This window comes from uncultured Intestinibacter sp. (assembly GCF_902468165.1).
Lineage (GTDB): Bacteria > Bacillota > Clostridia > Peptostreptococcales > Peptostreptococcaceae > Intestinibacter.
In genome coordinates this window covers 63,047-76,293 of the sequence record NZ_CABQXJ010000002.1, presented here as the reverse complement: position 1 = coordinate 76,293, position 13,247 = coordinate 63,047, and the positions used below count along the sequence as shown (strand labels likewise).

Below are 13,247 nucleotides of genomic sequence, written 5' to 3'. Positions count from 1 at the left end.
ATCAATGAAACATGCATATTTAATAATAGCCCATAATAACTTTTATATTTTAGAAAAACTTATAAAGTTGATTGATGATTTAAGAAATGACATTTATATTCATATAGATAAAAAGGTTAAAAATTTTGATTTTGATTATTATAAATCGATAGTAAAATTTTCAAATTTAACATTTGTAGATAGAATAAAGGTAAATTGGGGAGGCTTTAGCCAAATAAAATCAGAATTAATTTTATTTAAAGAGGCATCTAGAAAGGAATATAGTTATTATCATTTAATTTCTGGTGTAGATTTACCTATAAAAAGCCAAGAATATATACACAGTACATTAAATAACTGTCAAGTAGATTTTTTAACTCATATAAAAAAAGAATATATTCCAAATGAAGTATATCAAAGAATATCAAAGTTTTATTTATTTCAAGATAGCAATATCTCATTTATAAAATGTTTAGATAAACTATCGATTAAAATTCAAAATATTTTAAAGATAGATAGATGGAAAAATAATAATATACAATTACAGTACGGATCTAATTGGGCAAGTTTAACACATGAGAGTGTTAAATATATAATAAAAAATGAAAAATTTATATATAAAAATTTTAAATATACTTTATGTGCTGATGAAATATATAAACAAATTTTATTAGTTAATAATAGAAAGTTTAAAGATAAGTTGTACTTATATGAATATAATAATTATCACATATCCTATAATATGAGGCATATTGATTGGAGCAGGTGGAACCCATATGTGTTTTTGAGTCAAGATTATGAAGAGCTAATAAATAATAAGGCGTTTTTTGCAAGGAAGTTTGATTCTAATAAAGATAAAGATATTATAGATAGGGTTTATAAAAAGATAATGGAGGAAAAAAATGAGTGATTTAATTAGTGTAATTGTTCCTGTTTATAATGTTGATAAATATCTAGATAGATGTATTAATTCCATATTAAAACAAACTTATAGCAATTTAGAAATTCTACTTATAGACGATGGGTCAACGGATAGTAGTGGATTAATATGTGATGAATATGCATCTAAATATGAAAATATAATAGTGTATCATAAAAAAAATGGAGGAATATCTTCTGCTAGAAACTATGGTTTGGATAAAATTAATGATAATACTAAATATATTGCATTTGTCGATTCAGATGATTTTTTACATCCACAAATGTATGAAATTTTGTATGATAATTTAATTGAAAATGAATGTGATATAGCTGTTTGCAATTTAGAAAAAACAAATAGCGAAAAAATTATAGAATATATCTCTAATGATATTAAAATTTTGAAAAAAGAAGAATATATGAATCAGTATTTTGATGATTCATATAGATCTAATGTTGTTTGGAACAAGTTATATAAAAAAGAGTGCTTGTATAGAGTTAGATTCAAGGAAGGAAAAATATATGAGGATATTATTTATTCATCTGAAATAATTTGTAATGCAAAAAAAATTGTAATTAATGAATCAAAGTTATATTATTACTATCAAAGGAAGGGAAGTATATTAAATGGTGCATTAAATCCTAATGGTTGGAGGGACTTTTTTGAAGCATACGAATTTTTAGTTAAACTAGGTATTAAGATAAAAAATAAAATATTTACAGCAACAGCAGTGGAGAATTATTTAGGAGCGTTAATTAATAGAAGTAGGGATTTATATTATAAAGATAAAAATGAATATAGAAAGTATAAAAGAAAGTATAACAAAGCGATTAGTATGTATATATTTAAATTAGATAGTTGGAAGAAGATGTTGATTTATATATTGTTTTATATAAATATTAATTTATACTTATTATTTAAAACTAAAAAAACTTTAGAGATATAATAATATATTATTATATCTAAGTATAAAATAATCAATAGACGAGTAAGGATATTTAATAAAAGTTTAATTATAAGCTTAAAAAATAGATGTATAAAAAATAAATATTAAGATATTAACTTATTTTTGTTAATTATTATTTGGGGAGGATGCAATTTTGATGCGAATAAACGAAAAAAAATTGGAATTTTTAAAAAAGATTAATTTACAAAAAATAGTAATTTTCATAATGTTAAATATTATAGCATTAAATTTTATTTTAAGTACTGATGATTATATTTTTGCAAATTTAAATTTTTATAACATGTGGGAATTTATATTTAATAATAAAGGAACAAATACTTGGGATATAAAAAATGGAAGATATATAGGAAATACAATAGGAGTTTTGCTTTCAATGACCTATAAATTTGAATATCTGAAATATATAAGAGGAATATTTATGGGAAGTGGAATTTTTATGCTTATACTTTTATGTAGTGAATTATCGAACTTAGATAAAAATATAAAATTTATAATACCGACAGCACTAATATTGCTTGCTCCTGTAGAAATTTATGCTCAAGTATATTCATGGACGGCGGCTTATGTGAATTATTTGATTCCAACAATAATTTTTCTTGTAATATTATTAATATTAAGAAAATATATAAATGAAAACTATAAAATTCAAAAAAAATATATATTTTTAATTTTTATTTTGGAATTATCATGCCAATTATTTATAGAAAATGTAACAATATATTTAGTTATATTTTCATTTTCATTATGTATATTCTCATGTTATAAATATAAAGATTTATTAAATATATCAATATCACTCTTTATATCAAGTTTAATAGGCATGGGAATAATGTTTTCCTGTAAAGGATATAGGCAGATAAATTCAGACGGATATAGAAGTATTAATATAAATCACTCATCTGAAATAATACATGCTATAGTGGATAAAGGTTTAACGATGATTGATTTTATAATATTTGATAATTGCTTTTTAATATCAATATTACTAATACTATGTTTTTTAATAAGAAAACATAGTATTAGTAATAACAAAAAAAAATACTATTTTATTTTATTGATTATACCTTGTTTAATTTTTATAAGATATATGTTTAGAATAAAAGATATGAATTTATATAATTTTCCGAAATGGATAAGGATTTCTAAATGTGTATTAGTCTGCATTGTTACAATTAGTATCATATGGATATTAATAAGTACTATATGTAAATATATAGAAGATAAAAACTTACAGAAGAAATTGTATTTTTATTATACATCTATAATTGGTGTATCTGTACCATTAATAATTGTAAATCCAATATCAACAAGGTGTTTTTTTATGTGTTATATATTTTTAACTTTAATATGCGTAGACCTTATTAATTATGTAATTAAACTCAAGATTATACAATCTAAGAGGTTAAATATAATAGCAAATATTTTAGTAATATTAGTTTTAGCTAACAAATATTATATTTTTAATAATATATATAATCAATTTGAGCAAATTATATCTTATTCGAATGAAAAAATAGTTAATAAAGATACTAATCTAATATTAATACCTAAATTTAAATATCAAAAATATTTTTATTCAGACACATCGGATTTTATAGGCTTTTTATATTATCACAACACTCCAAATGATATAAAATTCAAAACAATTGATCGTGATAAGTGGGAAAAGATTGCAAATAATAAATAATTATTAAGTTAGAAATGGGGGAGATTCTATGCTTTTATCAATAATAGTACCATGCTACAACGAAGGGGAATCAATAAAATATACATACAAAGAAATAAAAAAAGTAGTCGATAATATAAAAATAAACTACGAAATAGTATTTATAAATGATGGCAGCAAGGACAATACATTAGATATATTAAAAAACATAAGTCTAAACAACCAATCAGTAAAGTACATATCATTTAGCAGAAATTTTGGCAAAGAATCAGGTATGCTAGCAGGATTAAAATATTCAACAGGTGATTGTGTTGTTATAATGGATGCGGACCTTCAACACCCACCAAAACTTATACCAGAGATGATTAAATATTATGAAGAAGGATATGATCAAGTAATAGCAAAGCGAAATCGAAAAGGTGACAATAAGTGTAGAACTTTTTTGAGTAAGTTATACTACAAAATAGTAAATAAATTGATAGATGTAGAGCTTGTCGATGGAGTAGGCGATTTTAGGCTATTGAGTAGGAAGGCTGTAAACTCTATACTGGCTATGAATGAGTATAATAGATTTTCTAAGGGTATTTTCTCTTGGATAGGTTTTAAACAGAAGGTTATAGAATATGAAAATCAATCGAGAGTAGCTGGAGAGACTAAGTGGTCGTTAAAATCTCTATTATCATATGGAATAGATGGAATTATAGCTTTTAATAATAGACCACTGAGAGTTTGTTTTTTGATAGGAAGCTTTTTAATTATGATGAGCTTGGTATATATAATATTTTTATTTATACAAATCATAATTTCGGGAATTGATGTTCCTGGTTATTTTACAACGATTGCATCGATAATGATAATTGGAGGGGTACAATTGGTGTTTATAGGTGTATTGGGAGAATATATAGGAAAGATTTATTATGAAGTTAAGAAGAGACCTCATTTTATAGTAGATGAATCAAATGTAAATCATATGGCAAATAGTAATAATTATGATAATTATGATAATTATTATGAAGAAGTTGCTTTGAGTGAAGATGTTAATGATGAAACAGGGGAGTAGATATGAGTTTAGAAGAAAAAGTAGGAGGTTTGCTAAAAGGGAATAATAAAGAGATATTCAATTATTTAGTATTTGGTGTGATTACAACTTTAGTGAACTATGTATCTTATTTTGGTGCAACGAGATTGCTGAAAATTAATTATCTTTTGGCAAATATTATTGCATGGTTTATATCTGTCGTATTTGCATATATTACGAATAAATTTTGGGTTTTTGAGGACAAGTCTCTTCAGATAAAGAAACTAGTTAAGGAAGTTTTCATGTTTTTTGCTGCTAGGGTTATGTCTGGTGGAGTGGAGACTTTGATGCTGTTTGTTTTTGTAACTCTGCTTGGATTTAATGATGGTGTTATAAAGATTATTGCTAGTGTGTTTGTTGTGATTTTTAATTATGTTGTTAGTAAGTTTTTTATTTTTAATGGGGAGAAGGAGAGTATGCAAGGGTAGAGTTAAATATTTTAGGTATTTTCTTTTTTAATATAAGGGGGGATTTTGTGAGTGAAAAAGTAATTTTTAATTTTTTTGAACCAAATACAGTAGTAAAGTCTATGTGTGATTTTTTTAATATTGAATACGAGCAAATGAAAAAATTTATTCAAGAGAATCTGGATGACACAATAGAGAATTTAGAAAATAATTTTATGGAAACTTTTAATATTAATGATCAATTTAAAGATTCTGATAATTGTTACATAAGGTTAAAACATATAACAACATGTAATGATAATTTAGAATCTATTAAAAGTTATGGTCTAAGAGATTTAGTTTTTTTATTGAAAAAAGAGGAGAGCTTTTTGAATAAATTCCTAAAAGAGAGAGAAATAAAAATTATTTATAAAGAAAAAAGAATAATTATATGTGGGAAAAGTTACAAATTAAAAATGAATTATAATATGAACGAATTAGATGACGATGAAATTGAAAGGAATTTTGAAATAATATATTCAAAATTATATAAAGATAAAGGTGAAATAGAAGCGTTTTTAAGAGGTGCTGATAATCAAATAACACAATATTCTATGGTTAGACATGCACCTGAGATATTACAAAATATAGATAATATTTTGAGAAGGTTACATAGTAGTACTAATTTAGTTTATGATTGGAGTCATATTAGTAGTTTCCAAGGATATATTTTAGAATTTGATGTACCGATATCAAAACTTTCTAATGGAAATGATTTATTAGTAAATTGTTTTTCTACATTACAGGGAAATAATAGTGAAAAATATGCAGCTATAAAGAATGGAACAGAAATAAGATTTGAAAATTTAAAAATTCAAAAGTTATAAAAAATGTTCATTGATAAAGTATGGGGAAATATATATTGTTATTATCACTTAATACTTAATATAGTAGAGTGAAAATAATTAAAATGTAGGTGATTAATATGGAAAATATTTTAGATAAGCTAAGTTCTTATAATATACTAAATAATTTATTACCAGGTGGAGTTTTCTGCTATCTAATGGATTTTCTTTTTAAAATTAATCTACTTAAAGATGATGCTATTATGAATTTATGTATATTTTATTTTATTGGTATGATTATGAGTAGAATTGGTTCAATAGTAATAGAGCCTTTATTTAAAAAGATTGGATTTATAATATTTGCTGATTATAAAGATTATATAGTTGCAAGTAAAAAAGATTTTGAGATAAAAGTTTTATCTGAAACTAATAATTTGTATAGATCTATTTTAGGGTTATTGTTTGCATTGTTAATTGTTAAGTTATACTTAATAATGATAGAACAATGTAGCTGCTTAAATAAAATTTTCCCAACTATATTTATTATATTATTATTTATTTTGTTTGCCTTTTCATATCGAAAACAAACCAAATATATAAAAAGTAGAGTAGAAAAGGTAAAGAATGAAAGGGAGGTTGTAGCAGATGAGCATAGTTAAATCATTGTCTGTAGGGGAAGGAGATATGTTTTATATAAAACATAACACTGATAATTTTACAGTAATAGATTGTTGTATTGATGAAGATATGGAAAATGATATCATAAATGAAATTAAATCAGAGTCTAAGAATAAGGGCATTAGTAGATTTATTTCTACGCATCCAGATGAAGATCATATTCAGGGTTTAAAGACTTTAAATAACAAATGGCCTATTAGCAATTTTTATTGTGTTGAGAATGAAGCAGCTAAAGAGAAACCAAGTGAATCTTTTGATGAATATTGCAAACTTAGAGACTCAGAGAAAGCATTTTATTTGTATAAAGATTGTTCAAGAAAATGGTTGAATGAAGAAGATAAAGCAAGAGGAAGTGCAGGATTAAATATACTTTGGCCTATAACTGACAATAAGGATTTTAAAGAACAATTAGAACTTGTAAAAGAAGGTAAAAGTCCTAATAATATTTCTCCTATAATTATGTATAAAGCAGATCATGTGAAGTTTCTTTGGATGGGAGATATAGAAACTACTTTACTTGAAAAAGTTAAAGATAATATAGATTTCAAGGAAGTAGATGTTTTATTTGCACCACATCATGGTAGAGAAAGTGGAAAAGTTCCTAATGATATTTTAGAGATATTGAATCCTAAAATTGTAGTTATAGGTGAAGCACCATCGGAGCATTTAAATTATTATTCAAAATATAATACTATTACTCAAAATTCAGCAGGGGATATTATTTTTGATATATATGAAAAAAGAATAGATATTTATGTTGGAAATAGTAATTATTCTGTTGATTTTTTAGAGGATAAGAACAAAGAAAAGTTTGATAATTATATAGGGAGTTTGGATTTATAGCTTTGAAATACAATTTAAATAAGCACTATTTCTTATATAGAAAATAGTATAATAGAATTTTATACTTTACGGGGAGGTATTTTTATGGAGAAAGATAAAGAAATACAACAAGCACTAAAAAAATGTAGAACAAAAGTAGATTATAAAGTTAGAAAGAAAGGCATTGAAGAATTATTTAAAATTGATTGTCCTCAACGAAAAGATGTATTAATTAATTTAGCATTACATGATAAAGTATTTGAGGTAAAAGAGTTAGCGTTTAGAAAATGTCAAAGTTTGGGGATTACATATAAAGGAAAACCTATTAGATTAGGTAAAAAGAATATAGGCTATAAAGAAAAAGACATATTAGAAGTTTTTTTGAGAGCAAAAAGAGAAGCACATTTAGAAAAATTTGATTTAGAAGTTTTTAAAAATAAATTTTTGCAAATTAATCCTGAAATGTATGATGTATTGGCATATGAAAAAAGATCAAAATTTGATGAATATTTAGAAAATAAATTCAATTCTCTTCCTAAAAAGAAAAAATAAGAGTTAAAGTACATAGAAAATATTTTTACAATAAATATTAAATAGATTATTGATATAAGTTAATGAATAGAGAATCTCTTTATTAAAAAAATTATAAAAAGGGGACCTGGTATAGATTAACTATAAATTTAAATTTTCTATGTTCCTTTCTATAGGGAGAATTTGTTTGGTAGTAAAATGGTTTTAAACCTTAATGGAGACGAGATTTAAATATATATAAAAAGGGAAAGGTTAAAAGGTGATTATATGGCAAATTATATAACATTTTTTCCAGTAGATAATGGGGATATGACACTTATTGAAACAAAAAATAAAAGATATATTATGATAGATTGTAATATCAGAGATGCTCAAAGTAATGATAAAATTTATGACTGCAATGAATATTTGCATAATAATTTACTTACTGATAATGGACAAATTTATTTAGATGCATTTTTCTTAACTCATTCTGATAATGATCATTGTCGTGGGATTAGAGAATATTTCAATCTATGTGAACCAGATAAACTTGATGACGATAAAATGAGGATTGATGAATTATATGTACCTGCAAAACTTATGATGGATGATGAACATTATAATGATGATGCAGATGCAATAAGAGAAGAGGCACAGAGAAGACTAGACTTATTAGGTGAAGATAAAGCTGATTTGCCTGGTAATCGTATAAAAATTGTAGGATATAGCAAAGAGTTAAAAGATTACACTAATGTTATTATTCCCGCTGGAGCAACTATTGATACTATAAATGGAGATGAAGATTATGGTGCAGAAATATTTGTATTAAGACCGGTAAAGAAAGCAAATGATGATGAGGAATCAGATGTAAATGACTGTACGGCTTCTTTTAAAATAAGTTTCGAGATTAATGGTAGTACATATGTTGCTATAATTGGTGGGGATCTAGTTTGTGATAATTGGAAAGAAGTTATTGAATTAAATCCAGATATGGAATTTGATTTATTATTGGCACCACACCACTGCTCTTGGCATGCGGTTAGTACAGAAGATACACATACAGGAAAAGCAGATTCAAATATTAAATCCTTTCTTGAAAAATCCAAAGAAAAGGCTTATATAGTTTCTTCAAGCAAAGCTATTAAGCGTGATGACGATAATCCACCAAGTTATAGAGCAAAAAATGTATATATAAAGCATTTAAAAGAGGCAGAAAGGTTTAAATGTACAGCAGAATATCCGAATGAGAACAACCCAAAACCATTAACTTTTAAAATTACTGGTCAAGGACTTTCAATTAAGTCCATTGATATGTCAACAACTCAATATAACTCTTTTACACAAAAATCATATGGTGGGAAATAATATGCAGAATACAATTTTTGAATGCTACGAATTTCATGAATTAAAGGAGTATCCTGAAAAATATATGCCGTTAATAGAATCAATAAATGAAAATTATAGTATGGATATAATAAAAATATATGAAAGTAACTTATCTGAAGGGTTATTTATTCATATTAAGCTAAAAATTTCAATACCAACAAATGGTGTATATAGAGAACTAGATGTTAATCCGAATGAGGAAATTCTAATGTATGCAAGAACAGATTATCCTTTTTCTGCACCAGCAATTTTATTTGTAAGAAATGATTTTCCTGTTGATAGAATACCACATTTGAATAATGGTGTTCCTGATAGTAATATTCAAATGATGAATCCATGTCTGTACAGGGGAGATATAAACGAATGGTTTTATGAAAATGGTCCAATGGCATTTTGTGATCGTGTTAATGATTGGTTTTCTGACTTGGTTAATGGCGAACTTATAAATGATGATGGGTTTGAAACAGTTAGATATGAAAATATATCAGGATTTGTTGAAATTGATTTTGATTATTTATTAAATATTATATCAACGTATAAACAAGATTGTGGAGATTGTGTTATAGGAATGAAAAAAAAGGGAGAGCAATGTTTTGAAGTTTTAAATTTACAATACGATAAAGGATTAGATAAAAATATTCTGCCATGTATATTTGTATTTGATAGGAAAAATGTAATAAGCGATTATATTAGTCAACCTTTTTATAAGGAAAAAGATTTAAAAAATTTTCCTTGTGAGAGTAGAATACAACATGGAATTCGTAAGATGGAGAATAAATTCTATGAGAGAAAAAAACTTGATGAATTAAAAGATATATTAATTATTATGGCAGTAAAGCGTCCAATGCAGGTAATTGGTGGATTTTCTGAGTATGAATTTATAGCAGTATTACTATCGTATAAATTAAAATCTTCCGCAGATATTAAAAATTGTCTTGTTCAAAAAGTTGTAACAATTCAATCTTTAAATAAGCAAATGACTGAGAGGTTGTCTGGCACAGAGAATATTTCAAAGAGACCAATTAATATATTAGGGTGTGGGGCATTAGGCTCTAAGATTTCTATGAATTTAGCACGTATGGGATATACAGAGCAACATCTTTATGATAAAGATATTATTTTACCACATAATTTAGTAAGGCATTATGTAAGTAAAAGGGCTGCTATAGGTTTTCCAAAAGCTCGTATTATGAAAATTGAAATGGACTGTATGTTTACTAATAATAGTTCAAGTCATTTTGAAAATATATTTGATATAGATATACTGCCAGAGGGTATTACGGTTGATTGTACTGCTTCAAAAAGAAGTTTATTTTGGTCTTTATCAAGAGAAATTATAAAATCACCAATGCTAAGAACAGAAATATACTTAGGAGGAAAGATGGGACTTTCTTTGTTTGAAGGTAAAAATAGAAATCCTGATGTATATGATATGCAAGTATCTTTATATTTGAAAGCATTGGAAGAAGATATTATTTCAAACTGGCTTACATATAAACAACCAGAGGATATGAGATATCATATAGGATTTGGTTGTAGTTCTGATACTATGATTTTAGATGATGCAACAATAAGCAATCATGCAAGTGTAGTTCCACATCTGATTAATAAATATCAAGAAAGAGAAAAAGGGATTGCATGTATAAATATTTTTGACTTTGATAATTTGACAAATAACCGACTATATATTTATGAAATAGAACCAATGGTGTTCTTACCATTAGTAGATGGATGGTCTATTCATATTAAACATTCACTTTATCAAAAAATTCAAGAATATTCAAAGGAAGGACTAGAAAATTCAGGAATATGGATTGGATGTATAGAAAAACGAATTAAACGAATTACTGTAATAGATACATTTATTCCTAAAGATAATAAAAGAGAGACTAATACTGTAGTGATGGGAAAAGAAGGAGTAAAAGAATATATAAGAAGTTTAAATGAAAGAACAAATGGTCATCTGAGATATATTGGGGAATGGCATACACATACTTCTGGGAATGCATCACCAAGCAAAAGAGATATAAAAACTTTTGAAGAAACAAAAGTTAGTACAGATATGTTTTTAATGACAATTATATCACCTACAAATACGCAGAACTATATTATTAAAGGGAAAAAACAATGAATATAAAAGATTATAGAGAAAATGAATTGAAAATTTTTGTTATAGCAAATATTTTGGTAGTTTTATGCTTGATAGGAACGATTACTTTTGATGGAGTAATAGAAGAAAATAGCTATATGAAATTGATTATTACAATTATAAATTCTGGACTGTTTTCAAGTATTATCTATGCAATGGTCATAGTTTGTGATTGTATGATCTCAAATCATATTAAAAAGATAATTGTTTTTTTGTGGAGTCCGATGCCAGGAGAGACGATTTTTACTGATATAAAAGATAAGACTAAAGATTTACGTTTTACAACATATGATGTAATTAAAGCATATAGTGAAATTTATGATAATATGCCATCAGAGAAAAAATCTCGTAGGCAATATGAAAATAGTAAATGGTATAAATTATTGCGACAACATGAATCAGAAAAAAAGGTTTTGATTGCACACAGAGATTATTTAATGTGCCGTGATATGTCTACAACGACAATTCTGATGATAATAGTATATATTATTCTTTCTATGGTAATGAAATTAATTACATTTGATAAGAAAGCAATTATATATTTACTGGCAGTATATATAGTATGTATGAGAGCTACAAGGGTTAAATCTAAAAGATTTGTAAAAACAGTTATTGCATGTGATATTAGTCCCAAAAAAGAAAATAGTGAGAATGTAAACTGATTGCAAATTGAGTAAATATATACCAAAATAGGTTTAACAAAGATATTTAAAATTATAAATATGCATGTAAACATCAAAATAAGAGTACTGAAAAATAGAATAAAAAACTATTTTGAAGTACTCTTTTTTATATTCATTTAGCTTATTTTTTAAAGGATAATCACCCTCCCAAAAGAATAAAATAAATAAAAACAAAAAAGGGGGAAACAAAATGAAAAAACTAATCCTAGCAACACTACTAATCACAACTCTACTAATCACCGCCTGCTCCAACACCACACCACAAGACGAGAACATGTACTACGCAATATACGATTCAATATACAAAGTAGACACAAACACCAAAAAATCATCACTATTATACAGCAAAAAGGGCTCGATATTTGATGACAACTTCATCATCCAAGGTGACTGGCTCTATGGTGTGATAGACACTGAGGGGGGATTATGCGATTATATATCCCCATATATTTTCAAAATTCGCACTAATGGTGAGGATTTTCAGATGTTGGCAGATGGAATAGATTTCACTATTTATGATGGAAATATATATTATATGAAGCAGGAGTTCAGCGAGGATCAGGGGTATTTTAAGAGTGGAATTTATAAGATGTCTTTGGATGGGGAGGATGAGGAATGTATAACGGATTCAAAGACAATCGAGGAGTTTACCGTTTACAAGTCAAGGATTTATTATGTCAATTATGTTAATGACATTTATTATTTGGAGAGTATGGATATGGCTGGTGGGCCAGAAGAAATTATATGTAGCGGGGATGTTGATTCTTGGATGAATTGTTTGCAGGGGGATTCTAATTATATATATTTTAATGATGATGGAAATATATATAAGGTTGATATAACTTCTGGTGAAAAATCAACAGTTTTGGAAGGTGCTGATATGCAGGGGATTTCTCCGGGATATATTTATTACACAGATGATTCTGGTCTTTATAGAATGAGTTTTAGTGATGGATCCGAGGAATGTATAATGAGTGGCAATTCGATGTGGTACATCAGGATAAATGGAGATTATATGATTATAACTGGGAATTATTTTAATGAAAAGAATTATGATGAAAATACAGCGAAGTATCTTTGTAGGTTAAATAGGGATGGAATGACTGTTATTAAGAAGTATTTTTGTCAGTAGTATAAAAAAAATAAAAATGTCGCCTATTTTGTCGTTCACTTTTC

At 26.0% G+C, this 13,247-nt stretch carries 13 protein-coding genes; all 13 read left to right on the top strand.

Annotated features, from left to right (window positions below):
* Positions 1-4: 4 nt before the first annotated feature.
* The 13 genes from RDX53_RS00790 (at position 5) to RDX53_RS00730 (ending at position 13,203) form a co-directional block, all read left to right on the top strand.
* Positions 5-889 (top strand): beta-1,6-N-acetylglucosaminyltransferase, encoded by an 885-nt coding sequence (locus tag RDX53_RS00790; protein WP_307993498.1) that lies wholly within the window; start codon positions 5-7, stop codon positions 887-889.
* Complete coding sequence (locus RDX53_RS00785; RefSeq protein ID WP_307993497.1) at positions 882-1,844, top strand: glycosyltransferase; 963 nt, start codon at positions 882-884, stop codon at positions 1,842-1,844. The genes RDX53_RS00790 and RDX53_RS00785 overlap by 8 nt, the downstream gene beginning before the upstream one ends.
* Positions 1,845-2,001: 157 nt before the next feature.
* On the top strand, positions 2,002-3,552 hold the full coding sequence (locus RDX53_RS00780) for a DUF6056 family protein (protein ID WP_307993520.1): 1,551 nt from the start codon (positions 2,002-2,004) through the stop codon (positions 3,550-3,552).
* A 28-nt stretch (positions 3,553-3,580) separates the two neighbouring features.
* Complete coding sequence (locus RDX53_RS00775) at positions 3,581-4,591, top strand: glycosyltransferase family 2 protein (protein WP_307993496.1); 1,011 nt, start codon at positions 3,581-3,583, stop codon at positions 4,589-4,591.
* 2 nt (positions 4,592-4,593) lie between these two features.
* Entirely contained in the window at positions 4,594-5,037 is a 444-nt protein-coding gene (locus RDX53_RS00770; RefSeq protein ID WP_307993495.1) for a GtrA family protein, read from the top strand.
* Between the two features lie 47 nt (positions 5,038-5,084).
* Entirely contained in the window at positions 5,085-5,882 is a 798-nt protein-coding gene (locus tag RDX53_RS00765) for a hypothetical protein (protein WP_307993494.1), read from the top strand.
* 98 nt (positions 5,883-5,980) lie between these two features.
* On the top strand, positions 5,981-6,499 hold the full coding sequence (locus RDX53_RS00760; protein WP_307993493.1) for a hypothetical protein: 519 nt from the start codon (positions 5,981-5,983) through the stop codon (positions 6,497-6,499).
* Positions 6,486-7,361, top strand: coding sequence for an MBL fold metallo-hydrolase (locus RDX53_RS00755; protein ID WP_307993492.1), 876 nt, complete (start codon positions 6,486-6,488; stop codon positions 7,359-7,361). Before RDX53_RS00760 ends, RDX53_RS00755 begins: the two co-directional genes overlap by 14 nt.
* Positions 7,362-7,445: 84 nt before the next feature.
* On the top strand, positions 7,446-7,892 hold the full coding sequence (locus RDX53_RS00750) for a HEAT repeat domain-containing protein (RefSeq protein WP_307993491.1): 447 nt from the start codon (positions 7,446-7,448) through the stop codon (positions 7,890-7,892).
* A 246-nt stretch (positions 7,893-8,138) separates the two neighbouring features.
* Positions 8,139-9,218, top strand: a complete 1,080-nt coding sequence (locus tag RDX53_RS00745) for a hypothetical protein (protein WP_307993489.1) — start codon at positions 8,139-8,141, stop codon at positions 9,216-9,218.
* A gap of 1 nt (position 9,219) precedes the next feature.
* The gene (locus RDX53_RS00740; RefSeq protein ID WP_307993487.1) at positions 9,220-11,370 is read left to right on the top strand and encodes a ThiF family adenylyltransferase; all 2,151 of its coding nucleotides are present in this window, start codon (positions 9,220-9,222) and stop codon (positions 11,368-11,370) included.
* A gap of 26 nt (positions 11,371-11,396) precedes the next feature.
* On the top strand, positions 11,397-12,050 hold the full coding sequence (locus tag RDX53_RS00735) for a hypothetical protein (RefSeq protein WP_307993486.1): 654 nt from the start codon (positions 11,397-11,399) through the stop codon (positions 12,048-12,050).
* A 211-nt stretch (positions 12,051-12,261) separates the two neighbouring features.
* A complete protein-coding gene (locus tag RDX53_RS00730; protein ID WP_307993485.1) occupies positions 12,262-13,203 on the top strand; it encodes a hypothetical protein in 942 nt (313 codons plus the stop codon).
* The last annotated feature ends 44 nt before the right edge of the window (positions 13,204-13,247 follow it).

Excerpts from the sequence above, each read along its gene's own strand:
- RDX53_RS00790 (WP_307993498.1), top strand. The coding sequence starts at position 5 with ATGAAACATGCATATTTAATAATAGCCCATAATAACTTTTATATTTTA.
- RDX53_RS00785 (WP_307993497.1), top strand. The coding sequence starts at position 882 with ATGAGTGATTTAATTAGTGTAATTGTTCCTGTTTATAATGTTGATAAA.
- RDX53_RS00780 (WP_307993520.1), top strand. The coding sequence starts at position 2,002 with ATGCGAATAAACGAAAAAAAATTGGAATTTTTAAAAAAGATTAATTTA.
- RDX53_RS00775 (WP_307993496.1), top strand. The coding sequence starts at position 3,581 with ATGCTTTTATCAATAATAGTACCATGCTACAACGAAGGGGAATCAATA.
- RDX53_RS00770 (WP_307993495.1), top strand. The coding sequence starts at position 4,594 with ATGAGTTTAGAAGAAAAAGTAGGAGGTTTGCTAAAAGGGAATAATAAA.
- RDX53_RS00760 (WP_307993493.1), top strand. The coding sequence starts at position 5,981 with ATGGAAAATATTTTAGATAAGCTAAGTTCTTATAATATACTAAATAAT.
- RDX53_RS00755 (WP_307993492.1), top strand. The coding sequence starts at position 6,486 with ATGAGCATAGTTAAATCATTGTCTGTAGGGGAAGGAGATATGTTTTAT.
- RDX53_RS00750 (WP_307993491.1), top strand. The coding sequence starts at position 7,446 with ATGGAGAAAGATAAAGAAATACAACAAGCACTAAAAAAATGTAGAACA.
- RDX53_RS00745 (WP_307993489.1), top strand. The coding sequence starts at position 8,139 with ATGGCAAATTATATAACATTTTTTCCAGTAGATAATGGGGATATGACA.
- RDX53_RS00740 (WP_307993487.1), top strand. The coding sequence starts at position 9,220 with ATGCAGAATACAATTTTTGAATGCTACGAATTTCATGAATTAAAGGAG.
- RDX53_RS00730 (WP_307993485.1), top strand. The coding sequence starts at position 12,262 with ATGAAAAAACTAATCCTAGCAACACTACTAATCACAACTCTACTAATC.